Origin of the sequence: Pseudomonas sp. GM33 (assembly GCF_000282295.1) — a bacterium.
GTDB lineage: Bacteria > Pseudomonadota > Gammaproteobacteria > Pseudomonadales > Pseudomonadaceae > Aquipseudomonas > Aquipseudomonas laurylsulfatiphila.
Window position 1 is genome coordinate 1 of record NZ_AKJO01000012.1, and the last position, 20349, is coordinate 20349.

Sequence of the window (20349 nt, forward strand, 5' to 3'; positions counted from 1 at the left end):
CTGCCGCAGGCTGCGATCTTTATAGGCAGCACACCACAAAACGCCTCGCTATCTTCGGATACCGGGGCGTTTTGCTGTCTACCATTCAACTTGCCCCATCACGGGCCGACAAAGTGGCACTATCAGTAAAAACCCAAGGGCAAGATCAAAAGATCGCAGCCTTCGGCAGCTCCTACGGGCTTTGTTTATTTGGCGGAGATAACGGATATGTCCCTACGCACCCTGCTCACCACACTGCTGCTGGGCTGCAGTTTTTCGGTGATGGCAGCCACAGAAATCGTCCCCCTCAAGTACCACACCAGCGCCGATTTTCTGCCGGTGGCGCAGGATTTCATCGGCAAGGACGGACAGGTCAGCGCCTACGGCAATCAACTCATCGTCAACGCCGATCAGCGCAAGATCGACGAACTTAAAGCCCTTGTTTCCCAACTCGACACAGCACCCAAGCGCCTGCTGATCACTGTCGACACCAGCGACAACAACTTCCAGGGTGACCAGGGTTCTTCAGCCAACGGCGCCAAGACCCGAATCATCAACTACAGCACCGACAGCCGCGACGGCGGTATTCAGCAAGTGCAGGCCAGCGAAGGCGCACCGGCGCTGATCCAGGTCGGCCAGAGCGTGCCGCTGACCAGTTCGCAGACCGATGGCTATGGCGACCTGCGCAGCCAGACCGAATACCGCAACGTCACCCAGGGCTTTTACGTCACCGCAAACGTCACCGGCGATATCGTTCACCTCTCGATCAGTACCAATCGTGACCGCATGAGTCAGGAGCGTCCCGATGTAGTGAACGTACAAAGTACCGACACAACCGTCACTGGCCACCTCGGTGAGTGGATCCTGCTGGCCGGGGTCAATGGCCAGACCCAGGCCGACAAACAGGGCCAGACCCGCAGCTACTCAACCCAGGGCCGCAACGACATGACTTTGCGGGTGAAAGTCGACACCTTGGACTAAATCACCAAAAACTGACTGACGAGTCGTATTAGACCAAAGATGTAGTGCTTGAAAAAAAGCACTACAAAACGTTTGACGGGCCAAAAAAGCGAAGGCATGATGGCCTCGCTCCCGCTAATCAGGGGCCCTGGCAAGGGCCTTCGAGGCGACGTTCGCACCTACCCCGCGAACCGCTTCGTGTCTGTACCGCCCACAAGGTGTGTTTGACGAGGTTGTCGACTGGAACGAAGTTGTCCCGAGGGACGGAAGCGTAATAGGTAACCCGGCACCACACTGATGTTCGTACCAAGGCCCACGACGCCCGAATGCGCCCGCAGTTCGCCTTTACCTGCTCACTTCCCCTCGAGCCCATCGTTCATCCCGTCGCCCTCCCCGCCGAATCCGACTTGACCGCTTAAGCTTCTGGTCAGCGAGCGCAGGAATTTTCCACCGCAGAACAACTTTTCATAAAGACGCGACGAGGTTTATCTCCCATGGCACTGACACGCGAACAGCAAATTGCAGCCCTCGAAAAAGACTGGGCTGAAAACCCGCGCTGGAAAGGCGTGACACGCACTTACTCCGCTGCTGACGTCGTCCGCCTGCGTGGCTCGGTTCAACCTGAGCACACCTTTGCAAAAATGGGCGCCGAGAAGCTGTGGAACCTGGTCACCCAGGGTGCCAAGCCAGCCTTCCGTCCTGAGAAAGATTTCGTCAACTGCATGGGCGCCCTGACCGGCGGCCAGGCCGTACAACAAGTCAAAGCCGGTATCCAGGCGATCTACCTGTCGGGCTGGCAGGTTGCTGCGGACAACAACTCCGCCGAATCGATGTACCCGGACCAGTCGCTGTACCCGGTGGACTCGGTTCCAACCGTGGTCAAGCGCATCAACAACTCGTTCCGTCGTGCCGACCAGATCCAGTGGAAAGCCGGCAAGAACCCGGGCGACGCTGGCTACATCGACTACTTCGCGCCGATCGTGGCTGACGCTGAAGCCGGTTTCGGTGGCGTACTGAACGCCTACGAGCTGATGAAGAGCATGATCGAAGCAGGCGCCGCCGGCGTTCACTTCGAAGACCAGTTGGCTTCCGTGAAGAAATGCGGCCACATGGGCGGCAAGGTACTGGTTCCTACCCAGGAAGCCGTACAGAAGCTGACCGCTGCCCGCCTGGCAGCTGACGTTGCCGGTACTCCGACCATCATCCTGGCCCGTACCGACGCCAACGCCGCTGACCTGCTGACGTCCGACTGCGACCCGTACGACCAGCCATTCGTGACTGGCGAACGTACCCAGGAAGGCTTCTACAAAGTGCGCGCCGGTCTGGACCAGGCCATCGCTCGCGGCCTGGCCTACGCTCCGTACGCCGACCTGATCTGGTGCGAAACCGCCAAGCCAGACCTGGACGAGGCTCGTCGCTTCGCTGAAGCGATCAAGAAGGAATACCCGGACCAACTGCTGTCGTACAACTGCTCGCCTTCCTTCAACTGGAAGAAAAACCTGGACGACGCGACCATCGCCAAGTTCCAGCGCGAACTGTCCGCCATGGGCTACAAGCACCAGTTCATCACCCTGGCCGGCATTCACAACATGTGGCACAGCATGTTCAACCTGGCGCACGACTACGCCCGCAACGACATGACTGCCTACGTGAAGCTGCAAGAGCAGGAATTCGCTGACGCCGCCAAGGGTTACACCTTCGTGGCTCACCAGCAGGAAGTGGGCACCGGTTACTTCGACGACATGACCACCGTGATCCAGGGTGGCTCGTCTTCGGTAACCGCACTGACCGGTTCGACTGAAGAAGAACAGTTCCACTGATCTGCTTCTTGAGTAAACAGCCGCTGCGGACTGAATAGAAAGCTAACCGCAGCGCTGCACATCTGACGCCCCGACCGCCTGGTTCGGGGCGTTTTTTTTGCGTGAGATTTCACCAACACCACACTCCCTGTAGGAGCGAGCCTGCTCGCGAAAAACTCAAGGACGCCGCTGGGGAATCTGGTTCCCCGCGTTATCGTTCACGACCATCGCGAGCGAGCTCGCTCCTACAAGTAACGCGCATCTAAGGCAACTTCCTGAGCGCTAGATCATTAAACAGTTTAAAAACCAACTCAAACAATACTGATTATCATTTAGAAAAAATTATGTTCGTTACGTTCTCTACAAAACATAATTGACGAAATGCCGGCTAATGCCCGCAGACCAAGGGCCACAGGGCTTTTAGGCTTCGCTATGTCCTTATTCCTATAAATAATTTCGCTATAGGAATTTTACTTGCCGGGTGTTTAGCCATAAAATCAGCGGGATTGATTGCTGCGACATATCGTCACTGCTTTTGTTTCTTTTCAAGCTCAGAGACCTTTGCTCTCTGTTAAGGATTACCAGCATGCCCGAAGCGACAGGACTCATGGCCCACAACTGGGGCTTTGCCATTTTCCTTCTAGGCGTCGTCGGCCTCTGCGCCTTCATGCTGGGCGTCTCCAGCCTCCTCGGGTCAAAAGCCTGGGGCCGCAGCAAAAACGAACCGTTCGAGTCCGGCATGCTACCTACAGGTGGCGCCCGCTTGCGGCTCTCAGCCAAATTCTATCTGGTCGCGATGCTTTTCGTGATCTTCGATATCGAAGCCCTCTTTCTCTTTGCATGGTCTGTGTCCGTCCGCGAAAGCGGCTGGACCGGATTCGTCGAAGCTCTCGTTTTCATAGCAATTCTGTTGGCAGGCCTTGTCTACCTATTCCGAGTGGGCGCCCTTGACTGGGCTCCGGAAGCTCGGCGCAAGCGGCAAGCGAAGCTGAAACAATGAGGCTTTGGCAATGCAATACAATCTCACCAGGATCGACCCCGATGCTCCTAACGAGCAGTATCCGATTGGCCAGCGGGAAACCGTTTCCGATCCGTTAGAAGATCAAGTCCACAAAAACATTTTCATGGGCAAGCTCGAAGACGTGCTCAACGGCACGATCAACTGGGGGCGCAAGAACTCCCTGTGGCCGTATAACTTCGGTCTTTCGTGCTGCTACGTGGAAATGACCACCGCCTTCACGGCGCCCCACGACATCGCGCGCTTTGGCGCCGAGGTTATCCGGGCATCGCCGCGCCAGGCGGATTTCATGGTTATCGCCGGTACCTGCTTCATCAAGATGGCGCCGATCATTCAGCGTCTCTACGAGCAAATGCTCGAGCCTAAATGGGTCATTTCCATGGGTTCGTGCGCCAACTCCGGTGGCATGTACGACATCTACTCCGTTGTTCAAGGGGTGGACAAGTTCCTGCCCGTGGACGTCTACGTGCCTGGCTGCCCGCCCCGCCCTGAAGCTTTCCTGCAAGGCCTGATGCTGTTGCAGGAGTCGATTGGCCAGGAGCGTCGCCCACTTTCCTGGGTCGTTGGCGATCAAGGCGTGTATCGCGCCGAGATGCCTTCCGAGAAGGAAAAGCGCCGCGAACAGCGTATTCAGGTAACCAACCTGCGCAGCCCCGACGAAGTCTGATCCAGATCTGCTGTTTCAAAGAAACGAGAAGCTGGCTTCATTCTTTACGTTGACCGAAAGCGATAAATAACCATGACTACAGGCAGTGCTCTGTACATCCCGCCTTACAAGGCAGACGACCAGGATGTGGTCGTCGAACTGAACAACCGTTTTGGCCCGGAGGCGTTCACCGCCCAGCCTACCCGCACCGGCATGCCGGTGCTTTGGGTTGCCCGTGCCAAACTCGTCGAAGTCCTGACTTTCCTGCGTAACCTGCCCAAGCCGTACGTCATGCTCTATGACCTGCACGGCGTGGACGAGCGTCTGCGCACCAAGCGTCAAGGGCTGCCGAACGGCGTCGACTTCTCCGTGTTCTATCACTTGATGTCGATCGAACGTAATAGTGACGTAATGATCAAGGTCGCCTTGTCCGAGAGCGACCTCAGCTTGCCGACCGTCACCAGCATCTGGCCGAACGCCAACTGGTACGAGCGTGAAGTCTGGGACATGTACGGCATCGACTTCAAAGGCCACCCGCACCTGTCGCGCATCATGATGCCGCCGACCTGGGAAGGTCACCCGCTGCGCAAGGACTTCCCGGCGCGCGCCACCGAGTTCGATCCGTTCACCCTGAACCTGGCCAAGCAGCAGCTCGAAGAAGAGTCCGCACGCTTCAAGCCGGAAGACTGGGGCATGAAGCGCTCCGGCCTGAACGAGGACTACATGTTCCTCAACCTCGGCCCGAACCACCCTTCGGCGCACGGTGCGTTCCGCATCATCCTGCAGCTGGACGGTGAAGAGATCGTCGATTGCGTACCGGACATCGGCTACCACCACCGTGGTGCCGAGAAGATGGCCGAGCGTCAGTCGTGGCACAGCTTCATCCCGTACACCGACCGTATCGATTACCTCGGCGGCGTGATGAACAACCTGCCGTACGTGCTCTCGGTCGAGAAGCTGGCCGGCATCAAGGTGCCCGAGAAGGTCGACGTCATCCGCATCATGATGGCCGAGTTCTTCCGGATCACCAGCCACCTGCTGTTCCTGGGTACCTACATCCAGGACGTCGGCGCCATGACCCCGGTGTTCTTCACCTTCACCGACCGCCAGCGCGCGTACACGGTGATCGAGGCCATTACCGGTTTCCGTTTGCACCCGGCCTGGTACCGGATCGGTGGCGTCGCCCACGACCTGCCGCGCGGCTGGGAAAAGCTGGTCAAGGACTTCGTCGAGTGGATGCCCAAGCGTCTGGACGAATACCAGAAAGCCGCCCTGGACAACAGCATCCTGCGTGGCCGCACCATCGGCGTCGCCGACTACAACACCAAAGAGGCCCTGGAATGGGGCGTCACCGGTGCCGGCCTGCGTTCGACCGGTTGCGATTTCGACCTGCGTAAAGCGCGCCCGTACTCGGGCTACGAGAACTTCGAATTCGAAGTGCCGCTGGCCGCCAATGGCGATGCCTACGACCGCTGCATCGTGCGTGTCGAAGAGATGCGCCAGAGCATCAGGATCATCGACCAGTGCCTGCGCAACATGCCGGAAGGCCCGTACAAGGCGGATCACCCGCTGACCACGCCGCCGCCGAAAGAGCGCACCCTGCAGCACATCGAAACCCTGATCACGCACTTCCTGCAGGTTTCGTGGGGTCCGGTCATGCCGGCCAACGAATCCTTCCAGATGATCGAAGCGACCAAGGGCATCAACAGTTATTACCTGACGAGCGATGGCGGCACCATGAGCTACCGCACCCGGATTCGTACCCCAAGCTTCCCGCACCTGCAACAGATCCCTTCGGTGATCAAAGGCAGCATGGTCGCGGACTTGATTGCGTACCTGGGTAGTATCGATTTCGTTATGGCCGACGTGGACCGCTAAGCATGAACAGCACGCTTATCCAGACAGACCGTTTCGCCCTGAGCGAAACCGAGCGCTCGGCCATCGAGCACGAGTTGCATCACTACGAAGACCCGCGCGCGGCGTCGATCGAAGCCCTGAAGATCGTCCAGAAGGAACGTGGCTGGGTGCCGGACGGCGCCCTGTACGCCATTGGCGAGATCCTCGGCATCCCGGCCAGCGACGTTGAAGGCGTGGCGACGTTCTACAGCCAGATCTTCCGTCAGCCGGTCGGCCGTCACATCATTCGCGTCTGCGACAGCATGGTCTGCTACATCGGCGGCCACGAGTCCGTGGTCAGCGAAATCCAGAGCAAGCTCGGCATCGGCCTGGGTCAGACCACCGCCGACGGTCGTTTCACCCTGCTGCCGGTCTGCTGCCTCGGCAACTGCGACAAGGCGCCGGCGCTGATGATCGACGACGACACGTTCGGTGATGTGCAGCCAGCAGGCGTTGCCAAATTGCTCGAGGGCTACGTATGACCCTGACTTCCTTCGGTCCAGCCAACCGCATCAAGCGTTCGGCCGAGACTCACCCGCTCACCTGGCGTCTGCGCGACGACGGCGAAGCCGTATGGCTCGACGAGTACCAGGCCAAGAACGGTTACGCCGCTGCGCGCAAGGCCTTCGCCGACATGGCTCAGGACGACATCGTCCAGACCGTGAAAGATTCCGGCCTCAAGGGTCGCGGTGGTGCGGGCTTCCCCACTGGCGTGAAGTGGGGCCTGATGCCCAAGGACGAATCCATCAACATCCGCTACCTGCTGTGCAACGCGGATGAAATGGAGCCGAACACCTGGAAAGACCGCATGCTGATGGAGCAACTGCCCCATCTGCTGATCGAAGGCATGCTGATCAGTGCCCGTGCGCTGAAAACCTACCGCGGCTACATCTTCCTGCGTGGCGAGTACACCACCGCCGCCAAGCACCTGAACCGTGCCGTGGAAGAAGCCAAGGCAGCAGGCCTTTTGGGCAAGAACATCCTGGGCAGCGGTTTCGATTTCGAGCTGTTCGTCCACACCGGTGCCGGGCGTTACATCTGCGGTGAAGAAACCGCACTGATCAACTCCCTCGAAGGCCGCCGCGCCAACCCGCGTTCCAAGCCGCCCTTCCCTGCCGCCGTTGGCGTGTGGGGCAAGCCGACTTGCGTGAACAACGTCGAGACCCTGTGCAACGTGCCGGCGATCATTGCCGACGGCGTGGACTGGTACAAATCCCTGGCTCGCGAAGGCAGCGAAGACATGGGCACCAAGCTCATGGGCTTCTCCGGCAAGGTCAAGAACCCGGGCCTGTGGGAATTGCCGTTCGGCGTCACCGGTCGCGAGCTGTTCGAAGACTACGCCGGTGGCATGCGCGACGGTTACAAGCTCAAGTGCTGGCAGCCAGGCGGCGCCGGTACCGGCTTCCTGTTGCCGGAACACCTGGACGCACAAATGTATGCCGGCGGCATCGCCAAAGTGGGCACCCGCATGGGTACCGGCCTGGCCATGGCGGTGGACGACAGCGTCAACATGGTGTCCCTGCTGCGCAACATGGAGCAGTTCTTCGCCCGCGAATCCTGTGGCTTCTGCACCCCGTGCCGCGATGGCTTGCCATGGAGCGTCAAGCTCCTGATGGCCATCGAGAACGGTGAAGGCCAGCCAGGCGACATCGAGACCCTGCTGGGTCTGGTCGGTTTCCTCGGCCCGGGCAAGACCTTCTGTGCTCACGCACCGGGCGCCGTGGAGCCGTTGGGCAGCGCAATCAAATACTTCCGCCATGAGTTCGAAGCCGGTATCGCGCCTGTCAGCGCCGCCGTCCCGCCTCTGGCAAGGCCGATCGTAGTCGGCGCGTAACCGCTTAAAAAGGCGAAGGGTCCGTGCCCTTCGCTTTTCGTGTGATGACGCCGTAAGCGGCTGTGTTGATTCACACGGATAACAAGATTCCATTAGCCACGCCCGCTGACACCGGGCCAACGAAGAACTTTGAACCATGGCCACTATCCACGTAGACGGCAAAGCGCTCGAAGTCGATGGGGCAGACAACCTGTTACAGGCATGTCTGTCTCTGGGCCTCGATATTCCGTATTTCTGCTGGCACCCTGCCCTGGGCAGCGTTGGCGCTTGCCGCCAGTGCGCGGTCAAGCAGTACACCGACGAGAACGACACCCGTGGTCGTATCGTCATGTCCTGCATGACCCCTGCCACCGACAACACCTGGATCTCCATCGACGATGAAGAATCCAAGGCGTTCCGCGCCAGTGTTGTTGAATGGCTGATGACCAACCACCCTCACGACTGCCCGGTCTGTGAAGAAGGCGGTCACTGCCACCTGCAAGACATGACGGTAATGACCGGCCACAACGAGCGCCGTTACCGCTTCACCAAGCGTACCCACCAGAACCAGCAACTGGGCCCGTTCATTTCCCACGAAATGAACCGCTGCATCGCTTGCTACCGCTGCGTGCGTTTCTATAAGGACTACGCCGGCGGCACCGATCTCGGTGTGTTCGGCGCCCACGACAACGTGTACTTCGGTCGCGTTGAAGACGGCACCCTGGAAAGCGAGTTCTCCGGCAACCTCACCGAGGTCTGCCCGACCGGTGTGTTCACCGACAAGACTCACTCCGAGCGCTACAACCGCAAGTGGGACATGCAGTTCTCGCCGAGCATCTGCCATGGCTGCTCCAGCGGTTGCAACATCTCCCCGGGCGAGCGTTACGGTGAACTGCGCCGCATCGAAAACCGTTTCAACGGTTCGGTGAACCAGTACTTCCTGTGCGACCGTGGCCGTTTCGGCTATGGCTACGTCAACCGCGAAGACCGTCCACGTCAGCCGCTGCTGGCCAACGGCACCAAGCTGAGCCTCGACGAAGCGCTGGATAAAGCCGCCGACCTGCTGCGCGGTCGCAACATCGTCGGTATCGGTTCGCCACGCGCCAGCCTCGAGAGCAACTACGCGTTGCGCGAACTGGTCGGTGCCGAGCACTTCTACTCGGGTATCGAAGCGTCCGAACTGGAACGCATCCGCCTGGTCCTGCAAGTGCTCAAGGACAGCCCGCTGCCAGTGCCGAACATGCGCGACATCGAAGACCACGACGCCGTGTTCGTCCTCGGTGAAGACCTGACCCAGACGGCTGCGCGCATGGCCCTGTCCCTGCGTCAATCGGTCAAGGGCAAGGCCGAAGACATGGCCGACGCCATGCGCGTCCAGCCCTGGCTCGACGCCGCGGTGAAGAACATCGGCCAGCACGCGCTGAACCCGCTGTTTATCGCCAGCCTGGCTGAAACCAAGCTCGACGACATCGCCGAAGAATGCGTTCACGCCGCTCCCGACGACCTGGCCCGCATCGGTTTCGCCGTAGCTCACGCCCTCGACGCCAGCGCGCCTGCCGTTGAAGGCCTGGATGCTGAAGCCCTCGAACTGGCCAAGCGCATCGCCGACGCCCTGCTCGCGGCCAAGCGCCCACTGATCATCGCCGGTACTTCCCTGGGCTCCAAAGCCCTGATCGAAGCTGCCGCGAACATCGCCAAGGCCCTGAAGCTGCGCGAGAAGAACGGTTCCATCAGCCTGATCGTGCCGGAGGCCAACAGCCTCGGCCTGGCCATGCTCGGTGGCGAATCGGTCGACGCCGCGCTGCAAGCCGTGATCGACGGCAAGGCTGACGCCATCGTCGTACTGGAAAACGATCTGTACACCCGTACCGACAAAGCCCGTGTCGATGCCGCCCTGAATGCCGCGAAAGTGGTGATCGTGGCCGACCATCAGAAGACTGCCACCAGCGATCGCGCGCACCTGGTTCTGCCAGCCGCCAGCTTCGCTGAAGGCGACGGTACCCTGGTCAGCCAGGAAGGCCGCGCCCAGCGCTTCTTCCAGGTCTTCGATCCGAAGTACATGGACGCGAGCATCCTGGTCCACGAAGGCTGGCGCTGGCTGCATGCCCTGCGCGCCACCCTGCTGAACCAGCCGATCGACTGGACCCAGCTGGACCACGCCACCGCCGCTGTCGCTTCCAGCACACCGGTCTTGAACCGCATTGTCGACGCCGCGCCGTCCGCCGCGTTCCGCATCAAGGGCATGAAACTGGCCCGTGAACCGCTGCGCTACTCCGGTCGTACCGCCATGCGCGCCGACATCAGCGTGCACGAACCGCGTACCCCGCAGGACAAGGACACCGCGTTCGCCTTCTCCATGGAAGGTTACTCGGGTTCGGCCGAACCGCGTCAGCAAGTGCCATTCGCCTGGTCTCCGGGCTGGAACTCGCCGCAAGCCTGGAACAAGTTCCAGGACGAAGTCGGTGGTCACATCCGCGCTGGCGACCCGGGCACCCGCCTGATCGAAAGCACCGGTGATTCGCTGAACTGGTTCGCCAGCGTTCCGCGCGCGTTCAACCCGGCTCCAGGCACCTGGCAGGTCGTGCCGTTCTTCCACCTGTTCGGCAGCGAAGAGAACTCTTCGAAAGCCGCTCCGGTCCAGGAACGCATTCCGGCGGCCTACGTCGCACTGGCCAAGTCCGAAGCCGACCGCCTGGGCGTCAACGACGGTGCCATGCTGAGCCTGAACGTGGCCGGCCAGACCCTGCGTCTGCCACTGCGCATCAATGAAGAACTGGGCGCAGGCCTGGTGGCCTTGCCTGCGGGCATCGCCGGCATTCCGCCAGCAATCTTTGGCAAATCCGTTGACGGTCTGCAGGAGGCAGCTCAATGACCTGGTTCACTCCTGAAGTGATCGACGTGATCATCGCGGTCCTCAAGGCCGTGGTGATTCTGCTCGCCGTGGTGGTTTGCGGCGCCCTGCTGAGCTGGGTCGAGCGTCGTTTGCTCGCCCTCTGGCAGGACCGTTACGGTCCGAACCGCGTCGGTCCGTTCGGCGCGTTCCAGATCGCCGCCGACATGATCAAGATGTTCTTCAAGGAAGACTGGACGCCTCCATTCGCCGACAAGATGATCTTCACCCTGGCACCGGTCGTGGCCATGAGCGCCCTGCTGATTGCCTTCGCGATCATCCCGATCACCCCGACCTGGGGCGTGGCGGACATCAACATCGGTATCCTGTTCTTCTTCGCCATGGCCGGCCTCTCGGTCTACGCGGTGCTGTTCGCCGGCTGGTCGAGCAACAACAAGTTCGCCCTGCTGGGCAGCTTGCGTGCCTCGGCGCAAACCGTGTCGTACGAAGTATTCATGGGCCTGTCGCTGATGGGCATCGTGATCCAGGTCGGCTCGTTCAACATGCGCGACATCGTTGAATATCAGGCGCAGAACCTGTGGTTCATCATTCCGCAGATCTTCGGGTTCCTGACCTTCTTCATCGCTGGCGTGGCCGTGACTCACCGTCACCCGTTCGACCAGCCGGAAGCGGAACAGGAACTGGCAGACGGTTACCACATTGAATACGCCGGCATGAAATGGGGCATGTTCTTCGTCGGCGAGTACATCGGCATCGTGTTGATTTCGGCGCTGCTGGTGACCTTGTTCTTCGGTGGCTGGCACGGTCCGTTCGGTCTCCTGCCGCAGATCCCGTTCATCTGGTTCGCACTGAAAACCGCGTTCTTCATCATGATGTTCATCCTGCTGCGCGCGTCGATTCCGCGCCCACGGTATGACCAGGTGATGGATTTCAGCTGGAAGTTCTGCCTGCCGCTGACCCTCGTCAACATGCTGGTGACCGCTGCGATCGTGTTGCTCAACACGCCCGCCGTCGCGGCTCAGTGAGGATAGAGAATCATGAAGTACATATTTGACATCGTGCATGGCTTCTACACCCAGCTTCGCAGCCTGGTGATGATTTTCGGCCACGCCTTCCGCAAGCGCGACACGCTGCAGTACCCGGAAGAACCGGTCTACCTGCCGCCGCGCTACCGTGGACGCATCGTCCTGACCCGCGACCCCGATGGCGAAGAGCGTTGCGTAGCCTGCAACCTGTGCGCCGTGGCCTGCCCGGTCGGTTGCATCTCGCTGCAGAAAGCTGAAACCGAAGACGGTCGCTGGTACCCGGACTTCTTCCGCATCAACTTCTCGCGCTGCATTTTCTGTGGCCTCTGCGAGGAAGCCTGCCCGACCACCGCGATCCAGCTGACACCGGATTTCGAGATGGCCGAGTTCAAACGTCAGGACCTGGTTTACGAGAAAGAAGATCTGCTGATCTCCGGCCCCGGCAAAAACCCTGATTACAACTTCTATCGTGTTGCAGGTATGGCGATTGCCGGGAAGCCGAAAGGCTCCGCGCAGAACGAAGCCGAACCGATCAACGTGAAGAGCTTGCTGCCTTAAGGAAGAAAGATGGAATTCGCTTTCTATTTCGCATCGGGTATCGCTGTGGTGTCCACGCTTCGCGTGATCACCAACACCAACCCTGTGCACGCCCTGCTCTACCTGATCATTTCGCTGATCGCCGTGGCGATGACGTTCTTCGCCCTCGGCGCACCGTTTGCCGGTGTCCTGGAAGTGATCGCCTACGCTGGCGCCATCATGGTGCTGTTCGTGTTCGTGGTGATGATGCTGAACCTGGGCCCTGCCTCGGTTCAGCAAGAGCGCGTCTGGCTCAAGCCCGGCATCTGGGGCGGCCCGGTCCTCCTCGCCGCGCTGCTGCTGGTGGAACTGCTGTACGTGCTGTTCTCCCACCAGACCGGTGAAGCCGTCGGCCACACCACCGTAGACGCCAAGGCCGTGGGCATCAGCCTGTTCGGTCCTTACCTGCTGGTGGTCGAACTCGCCTCGATGCTGCTGCTCGCCGCAGCCGTCACGGCGTTCCACTTGGGCCGCAACGAAGCCAAGGAGCAATGACGATGCCTGCTATCCCCATGGAGCATGGTCTGGCGGTCGCCGGCATCCTGTTCTGCCTCGGTCTGGTCGGCCTGATGGTCCGCCGCAACATCCTTTTCGTGCTGATGAGCCTGGAGGTCATGATGAATGCCTCCGCCTTGGCGTTCATCGTTGCCGGTAGCCGCTGGGCGCAGCCGGATGGACAGATCATGTTCATCCTGGTGATCAGCCTGGCAGCCGCCGAGGCCAGTATCGGCCTGGCGATCCTGCTGCAACTGTATCGCCGCTTCCACACGCTCGATATCGACGCTGCCAGTGAGATGCGCGGATGAACCTTCTCTATCTGACTTTCGTATTCCCTCTCATCGGTTTCCTGCTGCTGTCGTTCTCCCGTGGACGCATCTCGGAAAACCTGGCCGCGCTGATTGGCGTCGGCTCCATCGGTCTGTCGGCGATCGTTACCGCCTACGTGATCTGGCAATTCAACGTCGCCCCGCCGGAAGGCGGTCACTACACCCAGGTGTTGTGGCAGTGGATGGCGGTGGAAGGCTTCACGCCGAACTTCGCCCTGTACCTGGACGGCCTGTCCGTGACCATGCTCGGTGTGGTCGTCGGCGTCGGCTTCCTGATCCACCTGTTCGCGTCCTGGTACATGCGCGGTGAAGCCGGTTACTCGCGTTTCTTCGCCTACACCAACCTGTTCATCGCCAGCATGCTGTTCCTCGTGCTGGGCGATAACCTGTTGTTCCTGTACTTCGGCTGGGAAGGCGTGGGCCTGTGCTCGTACCTGTTGATCGGTTTCTACTACAGCAACCGCAACAACGGTAACGCCGCACTCAAAGCCTTCATCGTGACCCGCATCGGTGACGTGTTCATGGCCATCGGCCTGTTCATTCTGTTTGCCCAACTGGGCACGCTGAACGTCCAGGAACTGCTGGTGCTGGCACCGCAGAAATTCCAGGCCGGCGACTTCTGGATGGTCATGGCCACCCTGATGCTGCTGGGCGGCGCTGTCGGTAAATCCGCGCAACTGCCACTGCAAACCTGGCTGGCGGACGCGATGGCCGGTCCTACTCCGGTTTCGGCACTGATCCACGCCGCAACCATGGTGACCGCCGGTGTCTACCTGATCGCCCGTACCCACGGCCTGTTCACCCTGGCGCCGGAAATCCTGCACCTGGTAGGCATTGTCGGTGGCGTGACCTTGGTCCTGGCAGGTTTTGCAGCCCTGGTTCAGACCGACATCAAGCGTATCCTCGCCTACTCGACCATGAGCCAGATCGGCTACATGTTCCTGGCCCTGGGCGTCGGTGCCTGGGATGGCGCGATCTTCCACCTGATGACCCACGCCTTCTTCAAGGCCCTGCTGTTCCTTGCATCCGGTGCGGTGATCGTTGCCTGCCACCACGAGCAGGACATCTTCAAGATGGGCGGTCTGTGGAAAAAGCTGCCACTGGCCTACGCCAGCTTCATCGTCGGCGGCGCGGCCCTGGCGGCCCTGCCACTGGTCACCGCGGGCTTCTACTCCAAGGACGAAATCCTCTGGGAAGCGTTCGCCAGCGGCAACCACGGTCTGCTCTATGCAGGTCTGGTCGGTGCGTTCATGACTTCGCTGTACACCTTCCGCCTGATCTTCATCGCGTTCCACGGTGAAGCGAAGACCGAAGCCCACGCCGGTCACGGCATTGCCCACTGGCTGCCACTGTCGGTGCTGATCGTATTGTCCACCGCCATCGGCGCGATGATCGTTCCGCCGCTGCACGGCGTACTGCCTGAGAGCGTCGGCCATGCCGGTGGCGAAGCCAAGCACAGCCTGGAAATCGCTTCGGGCGCCATCGCCCTGGCCGGTATCCTGCTGTCTGCGCTGCTGTTCCTCGGCAAGCGTCGCTTCGTGACGGCCATCGCCAACAGCGGCATCGGCCGTGTCCTTTCGGCCTGGTGGTTCGCTGCCTGGGGCTTCGACTGGATCTACGACAAACTGTTCGTCAAGCCGTACCTGGCGATCAGCCACATCCTGCGCAAAGACCCGCTCGACCAGACCATCGGTCTGATCCCGCGCATGGCCAAAGGCGGTCACACCGCCCTGAGCCGTACCGAGACCGGTCAACTGCGTTGGTATGCCGCCTCGATGGCTGCTGGTGCCGTGCTGGTCATCGGCGCCGTCGTGCTGGTAGCGGTCTGATATGAACCTTGCGAATTTGCGAAAGGAAACGAACCCGTCATGATTCTGCCTTGGCTAATCCTGATCCCCTTCATCGGCGGCCTGCTGTGCTGGATGGGTGAGCGCTTCGGCGCCACCCTCCCCCGCTGGATTGCGCTGATCACCATGTCCCTGCTGCTCTCCCTCGGCCTCTGGCTGTGGGCCAACGGTGACTATTCATTTGCTCCGGCGCCTGGCGCCGACCCAACCTGGGCGCTTGAGTTCAAGCACGTCTGGATCCAGCGCTTCGGCATCAACGTGCACCTGGCCCTCGACGGCCTGTCGCTGTTGATGATCATGCTGACCGGCCTGCTGGGTGTGCTCTCGGTACTCTGCTCGTGGAAAGAGATCCAGCGTCACGTTGGCTTCTTCCACCTGAACCTGATGTGGATCCTGGGCGGTGTCGTCGGCGTGTTCCTCGCCCTCGACCTGTTCATGTTCTTCTTCTTCTGGGAAATGATGCTGGTGCCGATGTACTTCCTCATCGCGCTCTGGGGTCACAGTTCTTCGGACGGCAAGAAAACCCGGATCTACGCGGCGACCAAGTTCTTCATCTTCACTCAGGCTTCCGGCCTGATCATGCTGGTGGCGATCCTGGGCCTGGTACTGGTCAACTTCAACGACACCGGCGTGATTACCTTCAACTACGCCGACCTGTTGAAGACCAAGATGTCGACGACCACCGAGTACATCCTGATGCTCGGCTTCTTCATCGCCTTCGCGGTCAAGCTGCCGGTCGTGCCGTTCCACTCCTGGTTGCCTGACGCTCACGCCCAGGCACCGACTGCCGGTTCCGTCGACCTCGCCGGTATCTTGCTGAAGACCGCGGCGTACGGCCTGCTGCGTTTCGCCCTGCCGCTGTTCCCGAATGCCTCGGCAGAGTTTGCGCCGATCGCCATGACCCTGGGTCTGATCGGGATCTTCTACGGTGCGTTCCTGGCGTTCGCGCAAACCGACATCAAGCGACTGATTGCCTTCTCGTCCGTTTCCCACATGGGCTTCGTACTGATCGGCATCTACTCCGGCAGCCAACTCGCGCTGCAGGGTGCGGTGATGCAGATGCTGGCCCACGGTCTGTCGGCAGCGGCACTCTTTATCCTGAGTGGCCAGCTGTACGAACGCACTCACACCCGCGACATGCGCGAAATGGGTGGCCTGTGGTCGAAGATTGCCTACCTGCCGGCCCTCAGCCTGTTCTTCGCGGCGGCGTCCCTGGGCCTGCCGGGTACCGGTAACTTCGTTGGTGAGTTCCTGATCCTGATCGGCACCTTCCCGATCGCCCCATGGGTCACCATCATCGCCACGTCCGGCCTGGTGTTCGGTTCGGTCTATTCGCTGATCATGATCCATCGCGCCTACTTCGGCCCGGCCAAGTCGGACGCGGTGCTGCATGGCATGGACGGTCGCGAAATGATCATGGTGGTCGGTCTGGCTGCACTGCTGATCTACATCGGCGTGTACCCACAACCGTTCCTCGATACCTCTGCCGCTACGATGCATGGCGTGCAGCAGTGGCTCGGCACCGCCTTCACTCAACTCGCTTCGGCCCGGTAAGAGCGCTATGGAATTCACGACTCAACACTTTATCGCGCTAGCGCCGCTGTTGATTACCAGCGCCACGATCATCGTGGTGATGCTGGCGATCGCCTGGCGCCGCAACCACTCCCAGACCTTCCTGCTGTCGGTGGCCGGTCTGAACCTGGCATTGCTGTCGATCCTGCCTGCCTTGAAAGTCGCGCCCCTGGCCGTGACCCCATTGCTGCAGATCGACACCTTCGCCTGCCTGTACATGGCGCTGATCCTGGTCGCCACCCTCGCCTGCGTGACCCTCGCCCACGCCTACCTTGGCGATGGCGGTTCGGGTTACCCGGGCAACCGTGAAGAACTGTACCTGCTGATCCTGATGGCCGCCGCCGGTGGCCTGGTTTTGGTCAGCGCGCAGCACCTGGCCGGGTTGTTCGTCGGTCTGGAACTGCTGTCGGTACCGGTCTACGGTCTGGTGGCCTATGCCTTCTTCAACAAGCGCTCGCTGGAAGCCGGTATCAAGTACATGGTGCTGTCGGCGGCCGGGTCGGCGTTCCTGTTGTTCGGTATGGCCCTGCTCTACGCTGACGCCGGTTCCCTGAGCTTTGTCGGAATCGGCCAGGCGCTGGCGGCTACTGGCCTGCCAAGCTCGCTGGCACAACTGGGCCTGGGCATGATGCTGATCGGCCTGGCGTTCAAGCTGTCGCTGGTACCCTTCCACCTCTGGACCCCGGACGTTTACGAGGGTGCTCCGGCGCCGGTTGCAGCGTTCCTGGCCACCGCTTCGAAAGTGGCGGTGTTCGCGGTGATGGTGCGTCTGTTCCAGATCTCGCCAGCGGCGAGCAGCGGTGTGCTGAGCAACGTGCTGACCATCATCGCCATCGCGTCGATCCTGTTCGGTAACCTGCTGGCCCTGACCCAAAGCAACCTCAAGCGTCTGCTGGGTTACTCGTCCATCGCCCACTTCGGCTACCTGCTGATCGCCCTGGTGGCGAGCAAAGGCCTGGCCGTGGAAGCCATCGGCGTGTACCTGGTCACCTACGTGATCACCAGCCTCGGCGCCTTCGGCGTGATCACCCTGATGTCCTCGCCGTACAACGGCCGTGACGCGGATGCCCTGTACGAATACCGCGGCCTGTTCTGGCGCCGTCCGTACCTGACCGCCGTACTGACCGTGATGATGCTGTCCCTGGCCGGTATCCCGCTGACCGCAGGCTTCATCGGCAAGTTCTACATCATCGCCACCGGCGTCGAATCGCATCAGTGGTGGCTGGTCGCCTCCCTGGTACTGGGCAGCGCCATCGGCGTGTTCTATTACCTGCGTGTGATGGTCACCCTGTACCTGATCGAACCGAACCTGCGTCGCCACGATGCTCAACTGCACTGGGAACAACGTGCAGGCGGCGTGATGCTGCTGGCCATCGCGGTACTGGCGTTCTTCCTCGGCCTGTACCCACAACCTCTGCTGAACCTGGTTCAACAGTCGGGTCTGGCGGGTTGATCGCTTAGGCGACTCTCGGCAACAAACAGAAACGGCACCTTCGGGTGCCGTTTTTGCGCTTGGGGTTTTCAAGGTCAAAAGATCGCAGCCTGCGGCAGCTCCTACATTTGGGAGGCGTACATCCTGTAGGAGCTGCCGCAGGCTGCGATCTTTTGCTTTTCAGTGCCCCCCCTCTTGATTGGAAGTTACCTGCAAGGCAATGGGCAATAGCTCACATTCGACAGGAGGCAAGCGGCGCAACAGGCACAAAAGAAAACGGCACCTTTCGGTGCCGTTCGCCTTTCACACTCCCAAACATTTACTTACGCGCATCCGCCCACGATTTCAGCAGCTCGCTGTAGCTCACGGTCTCGCCCTTAGGCTTCTCGTTCGCCAGTTTCGGCTTCGGTGCGCCCGGCTGGTCGAACCAGTACTGAGCATCGCGCTCAGGGTTCATTTTCGGTGCGCAGGTGGCTTGTGCCTTCGAACGCTCCAGGCGGGTCATGATCGCGTCCTGATCCTTGGCCAGGCCGTCGAGTGCCTGTTGCGGGGTTTTGTCGCCGCTGGCCGCTTCGGCGATGTGGCTCCACCACAACTGCGCGAGGCGAGGGTAATCAGGCACGTTGGTCCCGGTCGGCGTCCATTGCACGCGGGCCGGGCTGCGGTAGAACTCCACCAGGCCACCGAGTTTCGGTGCCAGGTCGGTCATCGCCTGCGAATTGATATCCGACTCGCGGATAGGCGTCAGGCCGACGATGGTTTTCTTCAGCGACACGGTTTTCGAGGTTACGAACTGCGCATAGAGCCAGGCGGCCAGTTTCTGCTTCTCAGGCGTGGACTTCATGAAGGTCCAAGACCCCACATCCTGATAGCCCAGCTTCATGCCCTCCTCCCAGTACGGTCCCCGCGGTGACGGCGCCATGCGCCATTTCGGCGTGCCATCGGCGTTCATCACCGCCAGGCCTGGCTTCGTCATGTCGGCGGTGAAGGCGGTGTACCAGAAGATCTGCTGGGCGATGCTGCCTTGGGACGGCACCGGGCCGGATTCGGAAAAGGTCATGCCCGCCGCTTCCGGTGGCGCGTACTTTTTCAGCCAGTCGACGTACTTGGTGGTGGCGAACACCGCCGCCGGGCCGTTGGTGTCGCCGCCGCGGGTCACGCTGGAACCCACCGGGTGGCAGTCCTCGACACGAATGCCCCACTCGTCCACCGGCAAGCCGTTGGGAATGCCCTTGTCGCCGCCACCGGCCATGGAGAACCAGGCATCGGTGAAACGCCAGCCCAGGGACGGGTCCTTCTTGCCGTAGTCCATGTGCCCGTAGACGCGTTTGCCGTCGATTTCCTTGACGTCTTCGCTGAAGAACTTGGCAATGTCTTCATAGGCCGACCAGTTCACCGGGACGCCCAGCTCGTAACCGTACTTTTCCTTGAACTTGGCCTTGAGGTCCGCACGTTCGAACCAGTCAGCACGGAACCAGTACAGGTTGGCGAACTGCTGGTCAGGCAACTGGTAGATCTTGCCGTCCGGAGCGGTGGTGAAGGAAATGCCGATGAAGTCCTTGAGGTCGAGGGTCGGCGAGGTGAAGTCCTTGCCTTCGTTCGCCATCAGGTCAGTGATCGATTCGGTCTTGCCGTATCGAAAGTGCGTACCGATCAAGTCCGAGTCGTTGACCCAGCCGTCATAGATGCTCTTGTCCGATTGCATCACGGTCTGCAGCTTTTCCACCACATCGCCTTCCTGCAGCAGGTCGTGGGTCAGCTTGATCCCGGTGATCTCGGTAAAGGCCTTGGCCAGCACCTTGGACTCGTACTCGTGGGTAGCGATGGTTTCCGAGACCACCTTGATGTTCATTCCGCGAAAGGGTTCCGCCGCTTTGATGAACCACTTCAATTCTTCCAGCTGCTGATCGGCCGTCAGTGTGGATGGCTTGAATTCACTGCCGATCCATTTTTTTGCGGCATCTTCGTAGGCATCGGCCCAGGCCGAAGCGCTCAAACCGCTGAGTGCCAGCATGGCTGCCAATGAAATGCTATGTCGCAGCTTATTGTTTTTGTCGAACATAGAGACCTCCTTATAGGGTTTCGGAGCAACAGTGCCGAGCGATTCG

The 20349-nt window shown here is 60.5% G+C and carries 16 protein-coding genes; 15 read left to right on the forward strand and 1 reads right to left on the reverse strand.

Annotated features, from left to right (window positions below):
• Positions 1-207 precede the first annotated feature (207 nt).
• The 15 genes from PMI26_RS26840 to nuoN all read left to right on the forward strand — a co-directional run bounded on the left by PMI26_RS26840 (position 208) and on the right by nuoN (position 18262).
• Positions 208-960: a secretin N-terminal domain-containing protein gene (locus PMI26_RS26840; protein WP_007970437.1), complete on the forward strand. Its 753-nt coding sequence runs from the start codon at positions 208-210 to the stop codon at positions 958-960.
• A gap of 473 nt (positions 961-1433) precedes the next feature.
• Positions 1434-2759, forward strand: coding sequence for an isocitrate lyase (gene aceA / locus PMI26_RS26835; protein ID WP_007970439.1), 1326 nt, complete (start codon positions 1434-1436; stop codon positions 2757-2759).
• 565 nt (positions 2760-3324) lie between these two features.
• Positions 3325-3738 (forward strand): NADH-quinone oxidoreductase subunit A, encoded by a 414-nt coding sequence (locus PMI26_RS26830; protein ID WP_003223812.1) that lies wholly within the window; start codon positions 3325-3327, stop codon positions 3736-3738.
• Between the two features lie 10 nt (positions 3739-3748).
• Positions 3749-4423 carry a NuoB/complex I 20 kDa subunit family protein gene (locus tag PMI26_RS26825; protein WP_007970441.1) on the forward strand — a complete coding sequence of 225 codons (675 nt, stop codon included), beginning with the start codon at positions 3749-3751 and terminating at the stop codon, positions 4421-4423.
• A 72-nt stretch (positions 4424-4495) separates the two neighbouring features.
• Entirely contained in the window at positions 4496-6280 is a 1785-nt protein-coding gene (gene nuoC, locus PMI26_RS26820) for an NADH-quinone oxidoreductase subunit C/D (protein ID WP_007970443.1), read from the forward strand.
• A 2-nt stretch (positions 6281-6282) separates the two neighbouring features.
• Complete coding sequence (gene nuoE / locus PMI26_RS26815) at positions 6283-6780, forward strand: NADH-quinone oxidoreductase subunit NuoE (RefSeq protein ID WP_007970445.1); 498 nt, start codon at positions 6283-6285, stop codon at positions 6778-6780.
• Positions 6777-8132 carry an NADH-quinone oxidoreductase subunit NuoF gene (gene nuoF / locus PMI26_RS26810; RefSeq protein ID WP_007970446.1) on the forward strand — a complete coding sequence of 452 codons (1356 nt, stop codon included), beginning with the start codon at positions 6777-6779 and terminating at the stop codon, positions 8130-8132. Before nuoE ends, nuoF begins: the two co-directional genes overlap by 4 nt.
• Positions 8133-8268: 136 nt before the next feature.
• Positions 8269-10983 (forward strand): NADH-quinone oxidoreductase subunit NuoG, encoded by a 2715-nt coding sequence (gene nuoG, locus PMI26_RS26805; protein ID WP_007970447.1) that lies wholly within the window; start codon positions 8269-8271, stop codon positions 10981-10983.
• Complete coding sequence (gene nuoH / locus PMI26_RS26800; RefSeq protein ID WP_007970448.1) at positions 10980-11987, forward strand: NADH-quinone oxidoreductase subunit NuoH; 1008 nt, start codon at positions 10980-10982, stop codon at positions 11985-11987. The genes nuoG and nuoH overlap by 4 nt, the downstream gene beginning before the upstream one ends.
• Positions 11988-11999: 12 nt before the next feature.
• Complete coding sequence (gene nuoI / locus PMI26_RS26795) at positions 12000-12545, forward strand: NADH-quinone oxidoreductase subunit NuoI (RefSeq protein ID WP_007970449.1); 546 nt, start codon at positions 12000-12002, stop codon at positions 12543-12545.
• Between the two features lie 9 nt (positions 12546-12554).
• The gene (nuoJ, locus tag PMI26_RS26790; RefSeq protein WP_007970450.1) at positions 12555-13058 is read left to right on the forward strand and encodes an NADH-quinone oxidoreductase subunit J; all 504 of its coding nucleotides are present in this window, start codon (positions 12555-12557) and stop codon (positions 13056-13058) included.
• Positions 13059-13060: 2 nt separating this feature from the next.
• Positions 13061-13369 (forward strand): NADH-quinone oxidoreductase subunit NuoK, encoded by a 309-nt coding sequence (gene nuoK / locus PMI26_RS26785; protein WP_007946416.1) that lies wholly within the window; start codon positions 13061-13063, stop codon positions 13367-13369.
• Positions 13366-15219 carry an NADH-quinone oxidoreductase subunit L gene (gene nuoL / locus PMI26_RS26780; RefSeq protein ID WP_007970451.1) on the forward strand — a complete coding sequence of 618 codons (1854 nt, stop codon included), beginning with the start codon at positions 13366-13368 and terminating at the stop codon, positions 15217-15219. Before nuoK ends, nuoL begins: the two co-directional genes overlap by 4 nt.
• A gap of 39 nt (positions 15220-15258) precedes the next feature.
• Positions 15259-16791 (forward strand): NADH-quinone oxidoreductase subunit M, encoded by a 1533-nt coding sequence (gene nuoM / locus PMI26_RS26775; protein WP_007970452.1) that lies wholly within the window; start codon positions 15259-15261, stop codon positions 16789-16791.
• Positions 16792-16798: 7 nt separating this feature from the next.
• A complete protein-coding gene (nuoN, locus tag PMI26_RS26770; RefSeq protein ID WP_007970453.1) occupies positions 16799-18262 on the forward strand; it encodes an NADH-quinone oxidoreductase subunit NuoN in 1464 nt (487 codons plus the stop codon).
• A 298-nt stretch (positions 18263-18560) separates the two neighbouring features.
• Here the strand turns inward: nuoN and PMI26_RS26765 are convergent, their stop codons facing one another.
• Positions 18561-20303 (reverse strand): ABC transporter substrate-binding protein, encoded by a 1743-nt coding sequence (locus tag PMI26_RS26765; protein WP_007970455.1) that lies wholly within the window; start codon positions 20301-20303, stop codon positions 18561-18563.
• Positions 20304-20349 lie beyond the last annotated feature (46 nt).